Source organism: Streptomyces sp. NPDC052107 (assembly GCF_040680215.1).
Lineage (GTDB): Bacteria > Actinomycetota > Actinomycetes > Streptomycetales > Streptomycetaceae > Streptomyces.
The window spans coordinates 16,160-35,761 of sequence record NZ_JBFAWG010000064.1; the positions used below are offsets into that span (position 1 = coordinate 16,160).

Sequence of the window (19,602 nt, forward strand, 5' to 3'; positions counted from 1 at the left end):
TTACGAAACGCGGACGCCCGCCCCGCGACCCCACGGCGGCGGCCGAGCGGTGCGACGCTGAAGGCATGCAATCGCTGTACGAGTCCCACGGGACCGAAGCCGCAGGCGGGACGGCCCGGATCCTGGTCGTGGACGACGATCCGACCGTCGCCGAGGTCGTCGCCGGATACCTGCACCGCGCCGGCTATGTGGTCGACCGCGCCGACGACGGCCCGACCGCCCTCACCCGCGCCGCCGCCCACCGGCCCGACCTCGTGGTGCTCGACCTCATGCTGCCCGGCATGGACGGCCTGGAGGTGTGCCGGCGGATGCGGGACGGCGGGCCCGTGCCGGTCATCATGCTCACCGCCCGCGGCGACGAGGACGACCGCATCCTGGGCCTGGAGGTCGGCGCCGACGACTACGTCACCAAGCCCTTCAGCCCCCGCGAACTGGTCCTGCGCGTGGAGTCGGTGCTGCGCCGCAGCCGCCCGGTCAGCACGGGGCACCGGCTGGCCGCGGCCGGACTCACCGTCGACCCCGACGCCCGCCGGGCCACCAAGAACGGCACCCGACTCGCCCTCACTCTCCGCGAGTTCGACCTGCTCGCCTTCTTCCTGCGGCACCCGGGCCGGGCCTACAGCCGGGAGGATCTGATGCGCGAGGTCTGGGGCTGGGACTTCGGTGACCTGTCGACCGTCACCGTGCACGTCCGCCGGCTGCGCGGCAAGGTCGAGGACGACCCGGCAAGGCCCCGTCTGATCCAGACCGTGTGGGGCGTCGGCTACCGCTTCGAGCCCGGCGAGGCGGTGAACTGACCATGCGCGCCACCCTCCTCATCGTCCTCTACGCCTTCGCCGGCGCCGCCGCCGCGGGGATCACGGGCGCGGGCGTGCTGCGCCTGATCCGGCGTCGCTCGCTCACCGCCTCCATCGCCGTGGTCGCCGCGGTCGGCGTCGTCGCCATGCTCGCCGGCACGCTCGCCGTCGCCTGGGCGATGTTCCTGTCCTCGCACGACCTGAGCGTGGTCACCACCGTCGTCGCCATGGCGGCCGTGGTCTCCCTGGCCACCGCGCTGCTCCTCGGCCGCTGGGTGGCCGCCCGCAGCCGCGAACTCGCCGACGCCGCCCGCTCGTTCGGCGACGCAGGCGCCTTCGCCGCCCCGCACGGCCCGGCCACCGCCGAACTGGACGCCCTCAGCCGTGAGTTGGCCGCGACCAGCGCACGGCTCGCCGAATCCCGCGAGCGGGAACGGGCGTTGGAGAAGTCCCGGCGCGAACTGGTCGCCTGGATCTCGCACGACCTGCGCACCCCGCTCGCCGGACTGCGCGCCATGTCGGAGGCGCTGGAGGACGGCGTGGCCGCCGATCCCGGCCGCTACCTCAAGCAGATCCGTACCGAGGTCGAACGGCTCAACGACATGGTCGGCGACCTCTTCGAACTCTCCCGCATCCACGCGGGCACCCTCCCGCTGAGCCCGTCCCGGATCTCCCTGTACGACCTGGTCGGCGACGCACTGGCGGGCGCCGACCCGCTCGCCCGGGAACACGGGGTACGGCTGGTGGGCGGCCGCGTCGAACCCGTACCCGTGGAGGTGGACGGCAAGGAGATGACCCGCGTACTGGGCAACCTCCTGGTCAACGCCATCCGACGGACCCCGCCGGACGGCACCGTCGCGGTCGCCGCCGAGCGCACCGACGACGGCGTGGTGCTGTCCGTCACGGACGGCTGCGGCGGCATCCCCGAGGAGGACCTCCCGCGCGTCTTCGACACCGGCTGGCGCGGCAGTGACGCCCGTACCCCGCCGGCCGGCGCGGGGCTCGGCCTGGCCATCGTCCGGGGCATCGTGGAGGCCCACCAGGGCCGAACCACCGTCCGCAACATCGAGGGCGGCTGCCGCTTCGAGGTGACGCTGCCTGCGGCGCCTTAGGGGGTCCGGGGGCGCCGCATCCTTGGAGTCCGGTGGCTGGGGCATCCCTGGGAGTCAGGGGCTGCGGCATCCCGAGGGGGGCCGGGCGGCCGCGGATCGTTCGGAGTCCGAGCGGTCTCCGCGTCCCGGGCAGGGCCGGGGTGCCGCGGCCCGAGGTGTCCGGGGGCTGGGCCTCCTGGGGGAGTCCGGGCGGTCGCGGCATCCTTCGGAGTCCGAGGGGCCGCCCCCATCATGGGCAGTCCGGGGACTGCGGCACCCTGGAGCTCCGAGGCGCCGCGGCACCCTCGGCAGTCCCGGCCGTCGCCGCACCCTGGGCAGGCGCGTGCTCCGCGCCGCGCCTCGGTGGGCGCCGGCCGCCGGGCCTCGGTCAGGCTCGCCCGCCGCCGTCCCTGACTCGCGTGCCGCGAATTCGTGTGACCCTCACGCATCCGCCCTGCGGGACACAGGGCCCCCAACGAGCCCTGCCTCCGCGAACTCCCGCATTCCTTCCGCGAATCCGACCTGCGGCTTCCACCCCAGCTCGGCCCGCAGTCGCGACGAGTCGGCGGTGATGTGCCGTACGTCCCCCAGCCGGTACTCCCCGGTGACCGCGGGTTCCGGCCCACCGCACGCGGCGGCCAGTGCCCGTGCCAGTTCGCCGACGGTACGAGGCTCACCGCTCCCGGTGTTGTACGCCGCGAGCACTCCCGGCGCCGCCCCCGTCTCCAGCGCCGCCACATTGGCCGTGGCCACGTCCCGTACGTGCACGAAGTCCCGCCGCTGCCGGCCGTCCTCGAACACCCGCGGGGCCTCGCCGCGGGCCAGCGCCGAGCGGAAGAAGGACGCGACCCCGGCGTACGGGGTGTCGCGCGGCATGCGCGGCCCGTACACGTTGTGATAGCGCAACGACACCGCCGACCCGCCCGTGCTGCGGGCCCAGGCCGCGGCCAGGTGCTCCTGGGCCAGCTTGGTCGCCGCGTACACGTTCCGGGGGTCGGCCGGAGCGTCCTCACCGACGAGCCCGGGGCTCAACTCTGCGCCGCAGTGCGGGCAGGAGGGCTCGAACCGGCCCGCGTCCAGGTCGGCCACGGCGCGGGGGCCCGGCCGTACGACCCCATGGCGCGGGCACTCGTAACGCCCCTCCCCGTACACCACCATCGACCCCGCCAGCACCAGGCGCCGTACCCCCGCCTCCGCCATCGCCGCGACCAGCACGGCCGTGCCTAGGTCGTTGCGCGAGACGTACTCCGCCGCGTCGGCGACGCCGTTGCCGAGCCCGACCATCGCCGCCTGGTGGCAAACGGCGTCCACCCCGGCCAGCGCCCGGGCGACGGACGCCGGGTCGCGCACGTCCGCGCCGGGATCCTCACGGACGTCGTACACGAGCGGCTCGTGCCCACGCGCCCGCAGCGCTTCGACGACATGGGACCCGATGAACCCGGCACCGCCGGTGACCAGTACACGCATACGGCCACGCTAGACGCGGACGGCACCGGGACCGGGCGACGCGACCGGCACGTCATGACTCCGTAAGGGGTGGACGTCGTGCGTCCCCGGACGAGGCGAGGGTGTTGGCTCGGCGCCGGTCGTGGGGGTTTCAAGAACCTGTGTCAACAACGTTGACTCCGCGGGTGGATGCCCGCACATTACCTATCAGTAGAACTCAGCGGTAATCCCGCGAACCGGCACCCCACGCCGGTACCTCTCCCTGCTCCGAGCCGCCGCATTCTCGCGCACCAGCACACACGCGGGCACAGCCATGCCCGCCTGCTCCGTGTCCCCCACCCGAGAAGAGGGAGCACTCGCCCATGCCCAGGCCCGTCCTGCGCGGTGTCATGGCCGCGACATCCGCACTCGCCGGCGCGCTGGCCCTCGGCCTCACCGCCGTACCCGCCCACGCCACGGCACCCCTGAACTACGCCGCCATCGGCGACAGTTACAGTGCCGGCTCCGGGATCCTGCCGGTCGATGCGAGCAATCTGATCTGCCTGCGCTCCACGGCCGACTATCCCCACGTCATCGCCGCCCGCACCGGCGCCCGACTGACCGACGTCACCTGTGGCGCCGCCCAGACCAAGGACTTCACCGAGTCCCAGTACCCCGGGGTCGCCCCGCAGACGGACGCGGTCACCGCGGACACCGACCTGGTGACGCTGACGATCGGCGGCAACGACAACGGCACCTTCGTCAACGCCATGCTCGCCTGCGGTACCGCGGGCATCCTCAGCGCAGGCAAGGGCAGCCCGTGCAAGGACACGTACGGCACCTCCTTCGACGACGCGATCGACGCGAAGACCTCCCCCGCGCTGAAGACCGCGCTGCGCGCCGTGCGGGCCAAGGCGCCGGACGCCCGGGTGGCGGTGCTCGGCTACCCGTGGATCACGCCGGCCGAGGCCGACCCGTCCTGCTTCGCCGCCATGCCGATCGCCTCCGGCGACGTGCCGTACCTGCACGCGCTGCAGGCCCACCTCAACGCCGTCGTGCAGCGCGCCGCCGCGGAGAGCGGGGCCACCTACGTGGACTTCTCCCAGGTGTCCGAGGACCACGACGCCTGCCAGGCCGTCGGCACCCGATGGATCGAGCCGCTCCTGTTCGGGCAGAACATCGTCCCGGTGCATCCCAACGCGCTCGGCGAGCAGCGCATGGCCGAGCGCACCATGAGCGTTCTCGGACTCGGCTGACCCCGCACCGGCGGTTCAGGCTCGTGCGCCGCCGTCGACCCGCAGTACCGTGCCCGTCACGAAGGAGGAACGGTCGCTGAGCAGCCATGCGGCGGCCTCGGCGATCTCCTCCGGCACGGCCGCGCGGCGCAGCGGGGTGAGCGCCGTGAGCCGGTCCTGAAGGCCGGGAGCCTCCGCTTCCCAGGCCCGGATCATCTCCGTCAGGGTGTTGCCGGGCGCGATCGCGTTGACGCGGATGCCTTCGGGACCGTAGGTCACGGCGGCCGACTCGGTGAGGCTGTTCACCGCCCGCTTCATCGCACCGTACGCGGGCAGTTCGGGATTGCCCCGCAGACTGCCGATGGAGGAGTTGTTGACGATGGCACCCGTCCCGGCGGTAACCCGGATGGCGGCGACCTCGGCGACCATGGCCAGCCAGACGCTCTTGAGGTTCACCGTGTACACATGGTCGAACTCGGCCTCCGGCAGCTGGTCCATGGGGCCGGGCGGCTGGATCGTCGCTCCGTTGTTGAAGGCGATGTCGAGCCGGCCGTAGAGGTCGACGGTACGGTCCACGGCGGCCCGCACGCTCGCCGTGTCGGCCAGGTCGCACACGACGTAGTCCGCGGTACCGCCCGCCGCCCGCACCTCCTCGGTGACCGCTTTCAGCTGGGCCTCGGTGCGGGCCGCGAGCAGGACCCGGGCCCCTTCCCGGGCGAAGAGCCGCGCCGCGGCGGCGCCGATCCCTCGCCCGGCACCGGTGACGAAGGCGACCTTGCCGGCCAGCAGGCCGCCCGGCGGGTTGTCCTTGTGATCCATGTGCGATGTGTTGTCCATGGCAGCGAGCCTGCGCCCGGGAGCCGGACCCATCCAGGCACCGGGAGTACCTGGATGGGTCTCGCGGCACACCCGCACACTGGGGGTGTGGACAGAGCAGAACTGGCGGGATTCCTGCGCAGCAGGCGCGAGCGGATCGGCCCTGCCGACGTGGGACTGGCCGCCGGGCCACGCCGCCGCACACCGGGGCTGCGCCGCGAGGAGGTGGCGCATCTGGCGTTCATCTCGACCGAGTACTACACCCGGCTGGAGCAGGCCCGCGGTCCGCGCCCGTCCCGTGAGGTGCTGGCCGGGCTGGCCCGCGCCCTGCGGCTGTCGGACGCCGAGCGCGAGCACCTCCATCTGCTGGCCGGTGCCCCGCCGGAGCCCCCGCCCGGCCCCCCGCGCGAGGTGCGGCAGAGCATCCTCGACCTGATCCACCGGCTGCCGCAGTCCGCAGTCTTCGTCACCTCGGCCACGCTGGAGGTGCTCGCCTGGAACGAACTGGCCGCCGCCCTGATGGAGGACTTCTCGGCCCTGCCGCGCCGCGACCGCAACCTCGCGCGGCGCGTCTTCCTGGGGCCGCGCTCCGAGGGACGGCGGCTGTACGGTGTGTCCGACGCCGACGCGTTCGCCCGGCACGCGGCGCGCCGGCTGCGCACGGCCGCCGCCCGCTACCCCGACGATCCCGAGGTGACCGGGCTGATCCACGAACTGCGCGCCGGGAGCGAGGAGTTCGCCCGGCTGTGGGACTCGCACGACGTGGACGGGGAACCCACGCTCCGCAAGACGTTCCGGCATCCGCTGGTCGGGCCGGTCACGGTCAACTGCGACGCCCTCGACCTCACCGACCGGGACCAGCAGGTCGTGATCTACACCGCCGTCCCCGGCACACCGTCCGAGGAGGCACTGCGGCTGCTGTCGGTCATCGGCACCCAGCGCATGGACGCCGCCCGCTGAGCCGAACGCGCCGTACCCTGCCGGCTCCGCCGGAAGGACCGCGCGCCCGCCGCTGCTCGCCGCCCTGCGTCCGCAGCACCGCGAACGCCTCTTCCAGCAACGCGGCGAAGTCCTCCAGCCGGCGCTGGCCAGTCGTTTCATGTTCGCGGTGTTCGCGAGCTTCGTCCCCGACGGCAGCACCATCCTCAAGCCGATCGCCTTCGCTCTCGCCGTCGGCGTGTTCGTCGACGCCTTCGTCGTCCGCATGACCCTCGTCCCGGCGGCGCTCGCACTCGTCGGCCGCGCCGGCTGGTGGCTGCCGAGGTGGCTCGACCGGCTGCTGCCCGACCTCGACATCGAGGGAGAACGTCTGGCTCCCGCACCCTCGACCACCCGATCCGAGGCCCGGCCCACGCTCGTCCCCACCGCGAGCGAGCCGACCGGCGCGCCCTGACACCGACCGCTCGGCCGGGGCCCGCCGCAGCCCGTGCGGGCCCCATGGCGAGCCGCGCGTCCGCCAGGAATCCTTGCGTTCGGTGGCCTCCGCCGATACGTGCCAAGAAGTGCGGATGTGACGAGGACGGCGCTGGAATGCACACCGTGTATACGAAGTGTGTATAGTGCGCGCCGCAGAACTTGCGGCTGTGGGTGCGACGATGACGATCACCATGCCCAGCCGTCCGGTGGGCCTGAGGCACCGGCTGCGCGCGTGGGGCGGTCCGACGGCGGTGGCGTCGGGCGCCGGCCTGCTGCTCGGTGTGCTCACCAACCTGGCCCAGGGGTGGCTTCCCGGAGCCTGGCAGCAGATCGCCAACTCCGGAGCGGTCCGGTCCGCCGTCGCGTTCGCCGCCGGAGCGCTGCTGTATCGGCAAGGCCCCGTGTCCCAGGCCGTGGTCGGGGGTCTCGGCGCGGAGGTCGGCCTGGCCGTCGGTTGCTACGGCTATGCCGAGTTCGGGCGCGACGGTGCGGGGGACCTGTTCTTTCCGCTGGTGTGGCTCGGCATGGCCGGCGTGGCGGGACCGCTGCCCGGAGTCGCCGGCCACTGGTGGCGGCGTGGCCCGGACACGCGCCGCCACGTCACCGGTCTGGCCGTGCTCGCTGGGCTCTTCGGGATGGAGGGCCTGGCATACGCCTGGAACCCGCACTACGCCACGCAGGCATGGGCCTGCCTCGCCCTCTTCGTCCTCATCCCGCTGCTGATGGCCCGTACCCACGAGGAGCGCGCCTTCACGCTGGGCGCCGCCGTGGTCTGCGCGCCCCTCGCCCACCTCCTGATCGAGCTTCCCCTCCGGACGATGTCGGCCTGAACAGGCCGGTGCACCGCCTCTCCTGCGACGCGGTGCACCGGTGGGCAAGGGCTGACTCGGTCAGCAGTACAGGTTGCCGCCCGGCGAGACGCCCAGGATCTGGGTGAAGCGCTGGTAGGCGTCGACACGGCTCTGGACCTGTGCGGGGTTCTTGCCGTCGCATTCCAGGGATCCGTTGATGCTGCGGATGGTCTGGCCGAATCCGGCGCCGTTGACCATTGCGTTGTGCGGGGTCATCGTGCCCGGTCCGGACTGGGTGTTCCAGTACCACAGGCCGGTCTTCCAGGCGACGGAGGCGTCGTTCTGCACCTGCCAGGGGTTGTTCAGCAGGTCGATGCCGAGTGCGTCACCGGCGGCCTTGTAGTTGAAGTTCCAGCTGAGCTGGAGCGGGCCGCGTCCGTAGTAGGCGGCCTGTCCGGCCGGGCAACCGTACGGCTGGCTCCAGTCGCAGTAGGTCGGGTAGTTGGCGGTGTTCTGCTCGACGACGTAGACCAGGCCGCCCGTCTCGTGGCTGACGTTGGCGAGGAAGGCGGCGGCCTCCTGCTTCCTGACCGTGTCGCTGCCGGTGTTCGCGAAGCCGGGGTAGGCGCTCAGGGCCTGGACGAGGCCGCTGTAGGTGTAGAAGCTGTTCCGGTTCGGGAACATCTGGTTGAACTGGGCCTCGGAGACGACGAATCCGGACGGTGTGCCACTTCCGCCGCCGGCCGGGGCGTTCCACTTCTGGTTCGCGCCGCCCGTACAGGTCCAGATCTGCAGCCGCGTACCGTTGGCGCTGTTGTTGTCCCGCACGTCCAGGCACTTGTTCGCGGCCGGGTTGACGATGTCGTGGGCCGCGGTGCCCACCCACTGCTGGTTGGTGCCGCCGGAGCAGTCCCACAACTGGACCGCGGCGCCGTCGGCGGTGCTGCGGTCGACGACGTCGAGGCACTTGCCGAGCGCCCGGAGGGTGCCGTCACCCGGGTTCGACCAGATCTGGGCGTTGGTTCCGTTGCAGTCGTAGAGCTGTACGGCGGTGCCGTTGGCGCTGTTGGCGCCTGCCACGTCCACGCACTTGCCGGCCAGCCCGGTGATCTGGCCGTCCGCGGCCCGGGCGGGCGAGGCGATGAACAGCCCGGCGAGGAGGGCGGCGACGACGCCGCCGGCCAGGAAGCGTACGAGACGCCCCAAGCGTATGGGTCTGTGAGGGAGTTCGGCGAGGCGGAGGTGCATCGACAGGTGCTCCTGTCCTGGTCGGGTGGATGGGGGTTCGTGCCGGTGCCGGCGGACGTGCGTGTTGCCGGCCGGTGGTGTGGGTACGGGGCCGTCAGCCCAGGACGGTCTCGGTGACGACGATGTGTCCGGCGTCGGGGTCGAGGCTTCCGCCGATCCGGCTTAAGGAACCGTCGGTCAGGTCCAGGCACTTGGGCACCTACGGAGTCCGGGCGAACGTGCCCCGGTCGTTGACGCGGACCACCAGCGACCTGCCGTTGGCGGTGTTCGTGACCTGTATCCGGGTGCCGAAGGGCAGTTGGGGCCGACGGCTGAGCGAGGTCGCCGCGGTGTCGGCGTTGTTGTCGAAGAGTTCACCGCTGGCGGTCAGGGCCCCGGGCGGCTGCGGACCGTAGTGGGTCGCCCAGCAGGTGTCGGATGCCCGCGCGGCGGGCGCGTCCGTGTCGGCCTGGGCCGGGGAAGCGGTGAGCAGGCATGCGGAGAGGCCCGGCACGGCTGTCAGGACGGCGGCGGAACGGGACCTGGCCATGAAGGGAGGTGGCCTTTCGGGTGGGGGTGGGCATCGGGCAGCGTGCACCCCCGGAAGGGACGGCCAACGGTGAGCGCGGCGCACGATGTGTGGCTGGGCTGTGAAACTAGAGGTACAGACCATTGGGGGTCAAGGTGTGAAGTAAGCCATGAAGAAAGCGAGTTGAGGGCTTGTTGCCGTAGCGCGGCCCTCGGTGTGGAGCAGGTGCGCTATCCGTTGCCGCAAAGTGGAGGGGGGGAAGTGGGACCCGTTGGCGTCGTGAGGGAAAATGGTTGCCTAGTGAAACTACGGGGAACGTGTGAAAGGCCCTCCATGCCGTACCTCACCATCGACTACTCCTCCCACCTGGCCGGAGCCTTCGACGCCTGTGTTCTTGTGAAGGAGTTGCATCCGCTCGTGGTCGAGGAGTCCGGTACGTCGGGCGTGTGCAAGACGCTGCTCCGGCCGGCGGAGACATATGTCGGGGACAGGGGGAGCGGGGAGGCCGTTTTCGTGCACGTGGAAGTCGGCCTCATGCCCGGCCGTCCCGAGGCGCAGAAGACCCGGCTGTCCGAGGGGGTGCTGGCCCTGCTCGCCAAGCATCTGCCGGTGGACGACCGTGGCGGGGAACAGGTGTTCCTCTCCGTGGAGGTGCGCGACCTCGCCGCTTCCTACCGGCTTTCGCCGTCCGTGCGATGAACCGCCGGGCGGAGCCGGACACGGCTCATCCGAATTCGGTTGTCCGTCCTGCCGGTCCCGCACTAACTTGCCGCCGGTGGATCTCTTCTCACGCTCTTGGACGGCACTGCGCACAGCCGTCGCGGAACTCCCGGACGAGGACTTCGAGCGGCCGTCCGGCTGTACCGGCTGGCTGGTACGGGACCTGGTGTGCCACCTGGTCGTCGACGCCCAGGACGTCCTGATCACCCTGGTGACACCCGCCGACACCGCACCGACCGTGGACGCGGTCACCTACTGGAAGCTGGTCGAACCCCCGACCGGCGAGGACCCGCTCGACGCGCTGATACCTCGACTGGCCGCCGCCTACGGTGAGCCGCGGTGGCTGAAGTTCCACCTGGACGACGTCGGTTCCGCGGCGGGCCGCGCCGCCGCACTCGCCGACCCGGCCGCGCGCGTCGGCACCCGCGACGAAGTGCTGACCGTCGGTGACTACCTGTCCGCTTACGTCGTCGAGTGGACCCTGCACCACCTCGACCTGTTCGCCCGTCTGCCGTCGGCCGCCGAGCCGCCCGCCGAGACGCTCGCGGCGACACGCGCGTCGCTGGAGGAAATCGCCGGGGCTCCGTTCCCCGCCGCGTTCTCCGACAGGGACGCGCTGCTGATCGGCACCGGACGCCGTACGCCGACCGACGTGGAGCAGGCCGCGCTGGGCGACTTGGCCGGAAGGCTTCCGTTCGTTCTGGGCTGAGCGGCCCGTCGCCGTTCCCGGACGAGTGCTCAAACGCCCCCAGGGCACCCGGTCCTGGCCCGAACCTGACCACTTGATGAGATGATCTTCATCACCGGTCACTACCATGTGGCCACAAGACAACCGTTCGACAGGCCCGTTGGACACGGGCCGTACGGGGTCGCCGATGCCAGGGACCGCTCCCCGGGCTGCGGTGATCTTCCTGTCCAGGAGGACCTTCCGCATGTTCCGACGTATTGGCAACACTGTCGTCCGACATCCCGTCTGGACGATCGTGGCATGGCTGATTGCCGCGGTGGCGATCGTCGCCACCGCTCCGAGTCTGCCCTCGAACAGTGACGAGAGCAGCTTCCTGCCCAAGAGTTACGAATCCATCAAAGCGGCGGATCTCCAGCAGAAGGCGTTCCCCAGCGCCTTCACCCCGTCCGCGATCGCGCTCTACCAGCGCACGGACGGCGGCAAACTGACCGCCGCCGACAAGCAGGACGTCGCCCGGATCACCACCGAACTGGGCAACAGGCACATCGACCAGGTGCAGAAGGTCGTCCCCGGCCAGCCTTCCAAGGACGGCAGGTATGACCTGACCCTGGTCCAGATGGACAGCAAGAACGCCGGCCAGCCCAAACAGGCGGACGCGGCCAAGGTGTTGCGCGACGACGTCAAGGAGCTGGCCAAGGGTACGCATCTCGACGTCAGGCTCGGCGGCTCCGCCGCGCAGGCGCTCGACCAGCAGGACTCGTCCAAGCGTGGACAGGCGCTGATCGGCATCGGCACCTTCGTGATCATCCTGGTGACCCTGCTGATCATCTTCCGGGCGCCGATCCTGGCCCTACTGCCCCTGGTGCTGATCGGCCTGGTGTCGGCCATCGCCAACGGCCTGATCGCGTACGCCACCAAGCTGTTCGACCTGCAGGCCAACAGCTCGATCTCGTCCATCCTGATCGTCGTGCTCTTCGGCGTGGGTACGGACTACTTCCTCTTCCTGATGTTCCGGTACCGCGAACGCCTGCGCGCCGGTGACGAACCCAAGGAGGCGATGATCAACGCGGTCGACCGGGTCGGTGAGGCCATCGCCTCGGCGGCCGGTGCCGTCGTCATCGCGTTCCTCGCGCTGGTGCTGTCCACACTGGGCTTCCTCAAGCAGATGGGCCCGGCGCTCGCGATCGCGGTGGCCGCCACCCTCGTTGCGGGCCTGACCCTGATCCCGGCCGTGGTCTCGCTGATCGGACCGAAGGTCTTCTGGCCCTCCAAGTCCTGGCAGAAGGAGCCGGAGAACGCCCGGTTCGCCGCCCTCGGCCGCGGTGTGCAGCGCCGCCCCGCGCTGACCGCCGGGGCGTCCGGCCTCGTCCTGGTCGCGCTGTCGCTCGGCATCCTCGGCTACAACGCCACGTTCGACCTGGCGTCGGGCTCCATGCCGAAGACCAAGGAGTCCATGGTCGTCCAGGACCAGATGCAGAACGCGTACTCGGCGGGCGCCGCGGCACCCACCGACGTCTACCTGTCCAGCACCGACGGCAAGCCGCTGGACAAGGCCGCCTTCGACGCGTACGCGAGCAAGCTGGGGGCCGTGGACGGGGTCGCGAGTGCCCGTATGACGCAGGTCGACAAGGACGGCAACACCGCGGACTTCACCGTCACTCTCAAGTACGAGGCGTCGACGGACAAGGCGATCGACACCGTGGGCCGGGTGCGGGACGTGGCACACGCCGACGCCCCCGACGGCACCGAGGCGGTCGTCGGCGGCATGTCCTCGATCTACAAGGACATCGACACCGCGGTGAACCACGACTACAAGACGGTGTTCCCGGTGGCCGCCGTCCTCATCATGGTGATCCTGGGTCTGCTGCTGCGCAGCGTCGTCGCCCCCTGGTACCTGATGGCATCGGTGGGCCTCGGTTTCGGCGCCACCCTCGGCGCCACGGTGTGGATCTTCCAGAAGGGGCAGGGACACTCGGGTCTGATGTTCATGCTCCCGGTGATCATGTATCTGTTCGTGGTCGCCATCGGCACCGACTACAACATCCTCATGATCGCACGGCTGCGCGAGGAGGCCCGCGAGGGCCGCGAGCCGCGTGAGGCGGCCGGCATGGCGCTGCGGCACGCCGGTCCGACGGTCGCCGCGGCCGGCTTCATCCTGGCGGCGACCTTCGCCACGATGATGCTGGCGGGCAACTCGCTGCTCACGGAGATGGGTTTCGCGGTCTCCTTCGGCATCGCCGTCGCCGCCTTCGTCATGGCGATGTTCTTCACACCGAGCCTCACCGCGCTGATCGGCCACGCCGCGTGGTGGCCGGGGCACGGCGACCGGGCCGAGGCCGCGCCGGCCGGCGCGGCCACCGGTGCCGGCGGTTCCGCATCGGCGCCCGGCGCCGACCGGGACTCCGTCGCCCACGATCCCGCGGGGCGCCGCAACTAGCGGTGGTGCGGGTCGCGACGGGGCGTCCCGCCGGGTCATGAGGCCTGGCGGGACGCCCCGTCGGCGCGTCGCGAGGGATGCGGCCGACGATCCCACGCTCACGTGCGGCGTCACGACGATCCCGGTATGCAGATCACCTGTGAGTGGCGCGGCGAGTGCGACAACGCGGCCCTGGACGCGCTGCACGCCGCTCGGCTTCGGCACGCCTTCATCCTGGACACGGTGGTCGCCGGGCACCGCCGTACGAAGGGAGTCGGGAGCGCGCTCGTCGCGACCGCGGCCGAGGGGCGCGCGCCGCGAAGTGCGCGTGGCCGCACGTCGACTTCGAGGAACACCTGCGTCCGTTCTCCTTCGGCGCCTGCGGTTTCACAGAGACGGCAGCGGGACTGCTCGCCCTCTGGCGTCGTCCGCTCCGGCCCAGGCTCCCGCCCGCCGGCCCCGCCAACTCGATCAGTGTAACCGGCAGTTAACCGAACCGGGACCGGGGCATCAACCGCCGCACAGGTAAACGTCCGCGTCGGCGAGCACCCTCACGTGCATGTCATTCACCTCGTACAGACCCGGCTTGACCCGCGCGGCGACGCTCACCGCGGCCGCCCTGCTCCTGCTGCTCGCGCCGCCCGCCGGCCGGGCCACCGCCGCCGAGGCGACGCTCCCGCTCGGCGACCCCGGCCTCGCGGAGACCCGCACGACACAGACCCTGGCCGACGGTGTGACCCTCACCCGCATCGTCCGCGGGACCGAACCCGCCCCGGCCGACCAGATCAACACCACGACACGCGGCCCCTGGGTGGTCGACGTCCTGACCATCGACCCGCGCAGGGCGCGCGGGCAGTTGAAGGCGACGTACGGCCCCGACCTGGCCCACACGGAGAAGACGACCGACCTGGTGCGCTCCTCGCAGGCCCTGGCCGGCGTCAACGCCTCCTTCTTCACCTTCACCGCCAGCGCGCAGTACCCCGGTGACCCGGTGGGGTTCGGCCTCTACGACGGACGGCTGCTCAGCGAGCCCACCGGCGACCCCGCGGAGGCCGACTTCGTCGTGGACGCCCACGACAACCGCGCCCTGATGGGCCGGCTGAGCTGGTCGGGCAGCCTGCACAACCGGCGGACCGGCGCAACGCTGCCGCTGAAGTACGTGAACCACCCGCCCGTCGTTCCGGCGGGCTGCGCCGACCTGACCGATCCGACCCGGTGCACCGTGCCCGGCGACGTCGTGCGCTTCACTCCCGAGTTCGCCGACGCCACGCCCTCGGGCGCGGGCGTCGAGGTGGTGCTCGACCGGAACGGCTGCGTCGTCCGCACGCAGACGGCGCGCGGAACACACCTGGCCTCCGGCCAGACCTCTGTACAGGCAACGGGCGCCGACGCGGCGGCCCTGCTGCACACCGCCGAAGGGGGCTGCCTGCGTACCGACTCGGTGCTCACGGACGAGCAGGGCCGGCAACTCCCCGTCCGGCCGGGACTGTTCGGCGTGAACGGCCGCTATCGCCTCACCGCGCACGGCCAGATCGTGGTGCCGGCCGGCTCGGGCGGCTTCTTCGACCGCAACCCGCGCACGATCGCCGGTACGACCCGCGAGGGCAAGGTCGTCCTGGCGACCGTCGACGGCCGCATGACGACCAGTGTCGGCACCACGATGGACGAGACGGCGGCGGTCGCCGACGCCCTGGGCCTGACCGACGCGGTCAACCTGGACGGCGGCGGCTCGACCACCATGTCCGTCGAGGGGACACTGGTGAACCACCCCAGCGGGTCCACCGAGCGGTCCGTGGGCGACGCCCTGGTCTTCGTACCCGGCGCGTACCGTCCCACCGAGGGCTGAGGCCCCTCCGCTCAGCCGCCCGTGCTCTCCCGCACGATGATCCGGTGTCGGGCCACATGGTCGTGCACGGCAGTGGCGTCCGGGTCGTCGATCCGCTCCAGCAGCAGTGATACGGCGACCCGGGCGATCTCCTGCTTGTCGGGGGCGACGGTGGTCAGGCTGGGCACGCTGAAGCGGGAGGCCTCGATGTCGTCGAAGCCGACTACGTCGAGGTCTTCCGGCACCGAGCGGCCCTGCTCGTGCAGGGCGCGCAGCGCGCCGAGGGCGAGGTGGTCGTTCAGGCACAGCAGCGCGTCCGGCCGGTGCTCCCGTGCCATGAGCGCGGTGGCGGCGCGCAGCCCGTCCTGCCAGTGGAAGGCCTCCACCGCCACCACGAGATGGGCGTCGAAGGGCAGCCCCACCGCCTTCAGTGCCTCGCGGTAGCCGTCGGTCCGCAGCCGGTCGGTGCCCTGGCGGCCGCGCAGTGCGCCGCCGATGACGGCGATCCGGCGGCGTCCGCGGGCCAGCAGGTGCTCGGTGGCCTCGCGGGCCGCCAGCACGTTGTCGATGCCGACATGGTCGGTGCTGCCTTTGGCCGAGCGCTCGCCCAGCAGGACGACGGGCAGGCGCCGGTCGCGGGTGACCAGGTCACGGGGGAGCAGGGAGAGCGGGCTGAGAATGACCGTCCGTGACACCGGCAACGGCATCGCCGCTGTCGGGGTCGACGGAGCGGCGGAGCAACGCCTCGACTTCTACGGGGCGATCCGCACCGGCGAGACCCTCCAGTACCTGAGCCCCCGGCTGCCGTACGGCCGTCACACACTGCGGATCCGTGTGACGGGCGAACACAACGCCCAGTCGCAGGCCGCGTTCGTGAGCGTGGACCGGGCGGAGGTGTACACGAACTGACGGCGCCAGGTGGGGGCGCGGCACCCGGAATACCGTCAAGCGGACGGGAGTTGATCATCGCATGACTCAAGGACCCGCACCCCGGCCCCTGTCCGACGAAGCCCTCGCCGATCTGCTCGCCAAGCAGCAGTTCGGCACCCTGGCCACGGTCAGGCAAAGTGGCCACCCCCACCTCACCACCATGCTCTACGCCTGGGACCCCGAGGCCCGTGTCGTGCGGCTGTCCACGACGGCCGACCGCGTGAAGGCGAAGCACCTGCGGCGCGATCCGCGGGCGGCGCTGCATGTGCGCGGCGGCGACGTGTGGTCGTTCGCCGTCGCCGAGGGATCCGCCGAGGTCTCCGAGATCACCACGGTGCCTGGTGACGCGGTCGGGCGGGAACTCCTCGCGATGCTCCCGCCGGCCGCCAGGCCCGAGGACGAGGACGCCTTCCTCGCCCAGCAGGTGGCCGAGCGCAGGGTCGTGATCCGGCTGCGGGTGGACCGGCTGTACGGGACGGCCCTGGACATCGAGGGCTAGCCCAGGCCCACCGTGCCGCTCACGCCGTGCCGCTGTACGACCTCGTCGGCGAGCCGGAGCCTTTGCCGGCCTGCCTCGACCGGGAGCTTCGACGCGACTCCCGCGACCTGCAAGAAGCCGCCGGAACAGCGGGCGCGCCCGGGCCCCGAGCCGGATCCCTGGCTCCCGCACCGCAGGCGGCACTCGCCGCCGGCGACGGCGGCGCCGTCACCCCCCGCACTGGACGCGGACACCGCGCTCGCCGAAGCGCTGTGGCGCATCACGGGTGACGCCACCACGGTCGTGGCGGCCCTGGACTCGGTGTTCGCCCGGGCGGCGCGGACCCCTGGGCTCGCTGGTCCGCAGTGCGGGCCGCCCGGGCGACGGCACTCCTGGGCCCGGCCGGACGTCCGCTGACCGCCCGGCTGGAAGCCCTGCTGGACGACCCGGTGCAGGTCCCGGCCGCGGTCCTCGCCCTCGCGGCGGTGGCGGAGCCCGCGGCACTGGACCACGCCGGGCTCGCGACCGCCGTCCTGGACGCGGCCGAGCAGGACGCCGACCCGACGGGAGCCCTGGACGCCCTGCAATCCCTGGGCTCCGCACCTCTGACCCCAAGCCACCGGGCCCGGCTGGCCGTTCTCGCCGACGGCGACGCACGGGGCATCCGCTCAGGCGTGGAGGACCGGATCATTCGCGAGGACGAGACCTTCCGCAAGCGGGCCCGTCCGCTCCTCGACACACTGGAGGCCGACGGCACCACGCACTGACCAGCCGGTGCCGTGGTGCGGTCGGGTCAGCTCCAGTGGCCCGCGGCGGCGGTCTCGGCGACGTAGTCCTCGAACGTCCTCGGCGGCCGGGCGAGGGCTCGTTCAACGCCGTCGGCGACCGTGGCGCCCCGGCCGGAACGGACGGCCACGAGAAGGCCGGTGAGCAGGCGCGCGACGTCGGCCGGAACGCCGAAGGAGATCTGCCGCTCGGTGAACACCTCGGGATCGACGTCGACATGGCGGACGACACGTCCGGTGGCCCGGCCGATGAGATCGGCCGCCTCACCGAAGCCGATCGCCCGTGGACCGGTCAGCTGGTACGTCCGGCCGCCGTGCCGGTCCTCGGTCAGCGCCGACGCGGCGACCTCGGCGATGTCCTCGGCGTCCACGAACGGCGTGCGGCCGTCGCCGGTCGGCAGGGACAGGGTCGCCGTCCGGATCCCCTGGAGCCAGGGGCCCTCGCTGAAGTTCTGCGAGAACCAGTCGGGCCGCAGGATGGTCCAGTCGACGCCCGAGCGCCGCACGGCCCGTTCGGCGGCCTTGAGGGGATGACTGTCGTCGGCCTCGCCCACGCCGTACGCCGACAGCAGCACCAGCCGTCGTACGCCCGCGTCCACCGCTTCGGCGACGAGCCGGGGAATCCGCGCGTCGTGGTCCACGTCGGTCCGTAGGTCGGGTTCGACCATGTAGGCCGCGGTGACGCCGTCTAGGGCGGGGGCCCAGGTCGACGTATCGGCCAGGTCGAAGGGGATGTCTCCGCCGGTGCGGGACGCCGTGCGTACCGGATGGCCCGCGGCCTGGAGGTGCCGCGCGATGCGGCGGCCGGTCTTGCCGGTACCGCCGACGAGGAGGATGTTCTGCATGCCCTCCAGGGAACGCCATGCGCCGGAGACGATCCATGGGAGACAATCGCCAAGACCTTTGTGATCGTCCAGAGTTGGGGGCGGGCATGGACGTGCTGAGCGATCTGCTGCACCGGGCGCGTGCCAGGAACGCCGTGGTCCGGAAGCTGGTCCAGCGGCCACCGTGGTCGCTGGGCTTCGTCGACGCGCCGCCTCTCACGGTCGTCGCCACGCTCTGCGGGCACGCCTCGGTCCGGCTCGACGACGTGGACGCCGCACCGGTGCGGCTCGCCACCGGCGACATCGCCCTGATCAGCGGAACCAGCCGGTACACGATCGCCGACGCACCCACCACCCCGCCCCAGGTCGTGATCCGAGGCCGGGAGAAACAGGTGGTCGGCGGGGACGAGAGGGCGGCGGGGGTGCGGCGCGGCCTTGCTCCGCGCACGTACGGAGACGGCCTGCCCGGGGCCACGGTCCTCCTCCGTGGTGCCTACGAACTCCGAGGCGATGTGGGCGACCGGCTGCTGGGCCTGCTGCCGCCCTCGGCGATCGTGCCCGCCGGACCGCGGACCAGGCCGGCACTGGAACTGCTCGCCGCCGAGATCGCGCGCGACGAACCCGGACAGGACGCCGTCGTCGACCGGGCGCTGGACCTCGTCCTGGTGCTGGCCCTGCGAACCTGGTGCGCCGGCCCCGACGCGAGGCCCGCGGCCTGGTATCGCGCGCTCACCGATCCCGCCATCGGAGAGGCCCTGCGCCTGTTGCACCGGCACCCCGCGCAGCGCTGGACGGTCGCCGAACTCGCCACCCGTCTCGGCATGTCCCGCGCCGCGTTCGCCGCACGTTTCACCGGCCTGGTCGGCGAGCTCCCGCTCACCTATCTCACCGGCTGGCGCATGGCCGTGGCGGCGGACCTGCTGCGGGACACCGAGGCGACCGTCGCGGCCGTGGCCCACCAGGTCGGCTACGAGGACCCGTTCGCCTTCAGCGTCGCCTTCAAACGCCGTCACGGCACCACGCCCTCCCTGTGGCGCCGCCAGGCACGCCGACCCGACGCGACGACCCCCGAGTGAGCCGCGCCGCCCGCTGCTCCTCCCCGGCCCGCTGTCAGTGGGCTCCGCTACCTTCGGACCCATGTCGATCACTGCACACCTGCGCGACTCGGTCCGCCTGCCCGGTGGCCACGCCCTGGTCAACGGCTTCGCCTTCGAGAGCCGCGGGACGGACTCGCGCCGCGCCCTCCTCCAGAACGGCCATGAGCTGGAGGTGTACGACCTGGGCGAGGTGTTCGCCGGAGAGCGAGCGCCCAGAGCCGTCTTCCCGGTGCCCTGGCCGGGCTGGGACCGCGGCGTCCACTCGGTGAGTCCCGACGGCACGTTCGCGGTGTTCTCGGGGCAGCGCGCGGTGCGGGCCGTGGGCACGGGCGGTGAGCTTGATCTTTATCCTCGCTGCTGTTTCAGGCGGACGTGTTCGGTGAGGGTTTCGATTCGTTTCACGGTTTTCCCGGGCTCGTGACGTGGGGCTGGCCTGCGGTTCTTCGAGCCGGGTGGGCGTCCGGGCCCAGGCCGGGAGGGTCTGGGCACGTCGGCGGGACGGGCGGTCTTCA

21 protein-coding genes and 3 pseudogenes are annotated in these 19,602 nt (G+C 72.0%); 16 read left to right on the forward strand and 8 right to left on the reverse strand.

Features of this window, described 5'->3' with window-relative positions:
• The first annotated feature begins 65 nt into the window (after positions 1-65).
• Both AB0M27_RS36665 and AB0M27_RS36670 read left to right on the forward strand, forming a co-directional pair.
• Positions 66-797, forward strand: coding sequence for a response regulator transcription factor (locus tag AB0M27_RS36665; RefSeq protein WP_365728574.1), 732 nt, complete (start codon positions 66-68; stop codon positions 795-797).
• A 2-nt stretch (positions 798-799) separates the two neighbouring features.
• Positions 800-1,909, forward strand: a complete 1,110-nt coding sequence (locus AB0M27_RS36670) for a HAMP domain-containing sensor histidine kinase (RefSeq protein ID WP_365728576.1) — start codon at positions 800-802, stop codon at positions 1,907-1,909.
• Positions 1,910-2,329: 420 nt separating this feature from the next.
• On the opposite strand, the gene AB0M27_RS36675 is transcribed toward AB0M27_RS36670, so the two are convergent.
• Complete coding sequence (locus tag AB0M27_RS36675; RefSeq protein ID WP_365728577.1) at positions 2,330-3,355, reverse strand: NAD-dependent epimerase/dehydratase family protein; 1,026 nt, start codon at positions 3,353-3,355, stop codon at positions 2,330-2,332.
• 341 nt (positions 3,356-3,696) lie between these two features.
• Between AB0M27_RS36675 and AB0M27_RS36680 the strand changes: the two genes are divergently transcribed.
• Positions 3,697-4,569, forward strand: a complete 873-nt coding sequence (locus AB0M27_RS36680) for an SGNH/GDSL hydrolase family protein (RefSeq protein WP_365728585.1) — start codon at positions 3,697-3,699, stop codon at positions 4,567-4,569.
• A 15-nt stretch (positions 4,570-4,584) separates the two neighbouring features.
• Here AB0M27_RS36680 and AB0M27_RS36685 read toward each other — a convergent pair whose 3' ends face one another.
• Positions 4,585-5,385, reverse strand: coding sequence for a glucose 1-dehydrogenase (locus tag AB0M27_RS36685; RefSeq protein ID WP_365728587.1), 801 nt, complete (start codon positions 5,383-5,385; stop codon positions 4,585-4,587).
• Positions 5,386-5,472: 87 nt separating this feature from the next.
• Between AB0M27_RS36685 and AB0M27_RS36690 the strand changes: the two genes are divergently transcribed.
• The 3 genes from AB0M27_RS36690 to AB0M27_RS36700 all read left to right on the forward strand — a co-directional run bounded on the left by AB0M27_RS36690 (position 5,473) and on the right by AB0M27_RS36700 (position 7,610).
• Positions 5,473-6,324, forward strand: coding sequence for a helix-turn-helix transcriptional regulator (locus AB0M27_RS36690; RefSeq protein ID WP_365728592.1), 852 nt, complete (start codon positions 5,473-5,475; stop codon positions 6,322-6,324).
• Between the two features lie 139 nt (positions 6,325-6,463).
• Positions 6,464-6,757 (forward strand): MMPL family transporter, encoded by a 294-nt coding sequence (locus AB0M27_RS36695; protein ID WP_365728594.1) that lies wholly within the window; start codon positions 6,464-6,466, stop codon positions 6,755-6,757.
• 202 nt (positions 6,758-6,959) lie between these two features.
• On the forward strand, positions 6,960-7,610 hold the full coding sequence (locus tag AB0M27_RS36700) for a DUF6518 family protein (RefSeq protein ID WP_365728596.1): 651 nt from the start codon (positions 6,960-6,962) through the stop codon (positions 7,608-7,610).
• A gap of 60 nt (positions 7,611-7,670) precedes the next feature.
• Here the strand turns inward: AB0M27_RS36700 and AB0M27_RS36705 are convergent, their stop codons facing one another.
• Together AB0M27_RS36705 and AB0M27_RS36710 are read right to left on the reverse strand one after the other, a co-directional pair.
• On the reverse strand, positions 7,671-8,777 hold the full coding sequence (locus AB0M27_RS36705; RefSeq protein WP_365728598.1) for a glycoside hydrolase family 19 protein: 1,107 nt from the start codon (positions 8,775-8,777) through the stop codon (positions 7,671-7,673).
• Between the two features lie 241 nt (positions 8,778-9,018).
• Positions 9,019-9,348 carry a septal ring lytic transglycosylase RlpA family protein gene (locus tag AB0M27_RS36710; protein ID WP_365728599.1) on the reverse strand — a complete coding sequence of 110 codons (330 nt, stop codon included), beginning with the start codon at positions 9,346-9,348 and terminating at the stop codon, positions 9,019-9,021.
• A gap of 312 nt (positions 9,349-9,660) precedes the next feature.
• Here AB0M27_RS36710 and AB0M27_RS36715 point away from each other — a divergent pair, with 312 nt between their 5' ends.
• The 5 genes and pseudogenes from AB0M27_RS36715 (at position 9,661) to AB0M27_RS36735 (ending at position 14,997) form a co-directional block, all read left to right on the forward strand.
• Entirely contained in the window at positions 9,661-10,026 is a 366-nt protein-coding gene (locus tag AB0M27_RS36715; RefSeq protein WP_365728603.1) for a 5-carboxymethyl-2-hydroxymuconate delta isomerase, read from the forward strand.
• A 76-nt stretch (positions 10,027-10,102) separates the two neighbouring features.
• Positions 10,103-10,756: a maleylpyruvate isomerase N-terminal domain-containing protein gene (locus AB0M27_RS36720; protein ID WP_365728605.1), complete on the forward strand. Its 654-nt coding sequence runs from the start codon at positions 10,103-10,105 to the stop codon at positions 10,754-10,756.
• Positions 10,757-10,979: 223 nt separating this feature from the next.
• Complete coding sequence (locus tag AB0M27_RS36725; RefSeq protein ID WP_365728607.1) at positions 10,980-13,172, forward strand: MMPL family transporter; 2,193 nt, start codon at positions 10,980-10,982, stop codon at positions 13,170-13,172.
• Between the two features lie 126 nt (positions 13,173-13,298).
• A pseudogene (locus AB0M27_RS36730) lies at positions 13,299-13,570 on the forward strand (GNAT family N-acetyltransferase); the annotation flags it as partial.
• A gap of 140 nt (positions 13,571-13,710) precedes the next feature.
• On the forward strand, positions 13,711-14,997 hold the full coding sequence (locus AB0M27_RS36735; protein WP_365728608.1) for a phosphodiester glycosidase family protein: 1,287 nt from the start codon (positions 13,711-13,713) through the stop codon (positions 14,995-14,997).
• An 11-nt stretch (positions 14,998-15,008) separates the two neighbouring features.
• Here the strand turns inward: AB0M27_RS36735 and AB0M27_RS36740 are convergent, their stop codons facing one another.
• Positions 15,009-15,683 carry a substrate-binding domain-containing protein gene (locus tag AB0M27_RS36740; protein ID WP_365728611.1) on the reverse strand — a complete coding sequence of 225 codons (675 nt, stop codon included), beginning with the start codon at positions 15,681-15,683 and terminating at the stop codon, positions 15,009-15,011.
• Here AB0M27_RS36740 and AB0M27_RS36745 point away from each other — a divergent pair.
• Both AB0M27_RS36745 and AB0M27_RS36750 read left to right on the forward strand, forming a co-directional pair.
• Positions 15,631-15,885: pseudogene (locus AB0M27_RS36745) on the forward strand (hydrolase); the annotation flags it as partial. The gene AB0M27_RS36740 and the pseudogene AB0M27_RS36745 sit on opposite strands and share 53 nt — an antisense overlap.
• 61 nt (positions 15,886-15,946) lie before the next feature.
• The gene (locus AB0M27_RS36750) at positions 15,947-16,405 is read left to right on the forward strand and encodes a PPOX class F420-dependent oxidoreductase (RefSeq protein WP_365728613.1); all 459 of its coding nucleotides are present in this window, start codon (positions 15,947-15,949) and stop codon (positions 16,403-16,405) included.
• Here AB0M27_RS36750 and AB0M27_RS36755 read toward each other — a convergent pair.
• Positions 16,402-16,665, reverse strand: a complete 264-nt coding sequence (locus AB0M27_RS36755; RefSeq protein WP_365728615.1) for a hypothetical protein — start codon at positions 16,663-16,665, stop codon at positions 16,402-16,404. The two genes, AB0M27_RS36750 and AB0M27_RS36755, sit on opposite strands and share 4 nt — an antisense overlap.
• An 84-nt stretch (positions 16,666-16,749) precedes the next feature.
• On the opposite strand from AB0M27_RS36755, the gene AB0M27_RS36760 reads away from it, so the two are divergent.
• Positions 16,750-17,151 carry a hypothetical protein gene (locus tag AB0M27_RS36760; RefSeq protein ID WP_365728617.1) on the forward strand — a complete coding sequence of 134 codons (402 nt, stop codon included), beginning with the start codon at positions 16,750-16,752 and terminating at the stop codon, positions 17,149-17,151.
• 26 nt (positions 17,152-17,177) lie between these two features.
• Here AB0M27_RS36760 and AB0M27_RS36765 read toward each other — a convergent pair whose 3' ends face one another.
• A complete protein-coding gene (locus AB0M27_RS36765) occupies positions 17,178-18,014 on the reverse strand; it encodes an NAD(P)H-binding protein (protein WP_365728619.1) in 837 nt (278 codons plus the stop codon).
• Between the two features lie 86 nt (positions 18,015-18,100).
• Between AB0M27_RS36765 and AB0M27_RS36770 the strand changes: the two genes are divergently transcribed.
• Both AB0M27_RS36770 and AB0M27_RS36775 read left to right on the forward strand, forming a co-directional pair.
• Positions 18,101-19,069, forward strand: a complete 969-nt coding sequence (locus AB0M27_RS36770; RefSeq protein ID WP_365728621.1) for an AraC family transcriptional regulator — start codon at positions 18,101-18,103, stop codon at positions 19,067-19,069.
• 61 nt (positions 19,070-19,130) lie between these two features.
• Complete coding sequence (locus AB0M27_RS36775; RefSeq protein ID WP_365728623.1) at positions 19,131-19,511, forward strand: hypothetical protein; 381 nt, start codon at positions 19,131-19,133, stop codon at positions 19,509-19,511.
• Here the strand turns inward: AB0M27_RS36775 and AB0M27_RS36780 are convergent.
• Positions 19,436-19,602: pseudogene (locus AB0M27_RS36780) on the reverse strand (transposase); the annotation flags it as partial. The gene AB0M27_RS36775 and the pseudogene AB0M27_RS36780 sit on opposite strands and share 76 nt — an antisense overlap.

Excerpts from the sequence above, each read along its gene's own strand:
- AB0M27_RS36665 (WP_365728574.1), top strand. The coding sequence starts at position 66 with ATGCAATCGCTGTACGAGTCCCACGGGACCGAAGCCGCAGGCGGGACG.
- AB0M27_RS36670 (WP_365728576.1), top strand. The coding sequence starts at position 800 with ATGCGCGCCACCCTCCTCATCGTCCTCTACGCCTTCGCCGGCGCCGCC.
- AB0M27_RS36675 (WP_365728577.1), bottom strand. The coding sequence starts at position 3,355 with ATGCGTGTACTGGTCACCGGCGGTGCCGGGTTCATCGGGTCCCATGTC.
- AB0M27_RS36680 (WP_365728585.1), top strand. The coding sequence starts at position 3,697 with ATGCCCAGGCCCGTCCTGCGCGGTGTCATGGCCGCGACATCCGCACTC.
- AB0M27_RS36685 (WP_365728587.1), bottom strand. The coding sequence starts at position 5,385 with ATGGACAACACATCGCACATGGATCACAAGGACAACCCGCCGGGCGGC.
- AB0M27_RS36695 (WP_365728594.1), top strand. The coding sequence starts at position 6,464 with ATGTTCGCGGTGTTCGCGAGCTTCGTCCCCGACGGCAGCACCATCCTC.
- AB0M27_RS36700 (WP_365728596.1), top strand. The coding sequence starts at position 6,960 with ATGACGATCACCATGCCCAGCCGTCCGGTGGGCCTGAGGCACCGGCTG.
- AB0M27_RS36710 (WP_365728599.1), bottom strand. The coding sequence starts at position 9,348 with ATGGCCAGGTCCCGTTCCGCCGCCGTCCTGACAGCCGTGCCGGGCCTC.
- AB0M27_RS36715 (WP_365728603.1), top strand. The coding sequence starts at position 9,661 with ATGCCGTACCTCACCATCGACTACTCCTCCCACCTGGCCGGAGCCTTC.
- AB0M27_RS36725 (WP_365728607.1), top strand. The coding sequence starts at position 10,980 with ATGTTCCGACGTATTGGCAACACTGTCGTCCGACATCCCGTCTGGACG.
- AB0M27_RS36735 (WP_365728608.1), top strand. The coding sequence starts at position 13,711 with ATGTCATTCACCTCGTACAGACCCGGCTTGACCCGCGCGGCGACGCTC.
- AB0M27_RS36740 (WP_365728611.1), bottom strand. The coding sequence starts at position 15,683 with ATGCCGTTGCCGGTGTCACGGACGGTCATTCTCAGCCCGCTCTCCCTG.
- AB0M27_RS36750 (WP_365728613.1), top strand. The coding sequence starts at position 15,947 with ATGACTCAAGGACCCGCACCCCGGCCCCTGTCCGACGAAGCCCTCGCC.
- AB0M27_RS36755 (WP_365728615.1), bottom strand. The coding sequence starts at position 16,665 with ATGCGCCACAGCGCTTCGGCGAGCGCGGTGTCCGCGTCCAGTGCGGGG.
- AB0M27_RS36765 (WP_365728619.1), bottom strand. The coding sequence starts at position 18,014 with ATGCAGAACATCCTCCTCGTCGGCGGTACCGGCAAGACCGGCCGCCGC.
- AB0M27_RS36770 (WP_365728621.1), top strand. The coding sequence starts at position 18,101 with ATGGACGTGCTGAGCGATCTGCTGCACCGGGCGCGTGCCAGGAACGCC.
- AB0M27_RS36775 (WP_365728623.1), top strand. The coding sequence starts at position 19,131 with ATGTCGATCACTGCACACCTGCGCGACTCGGTCCGCCTGCCCGGTGGC.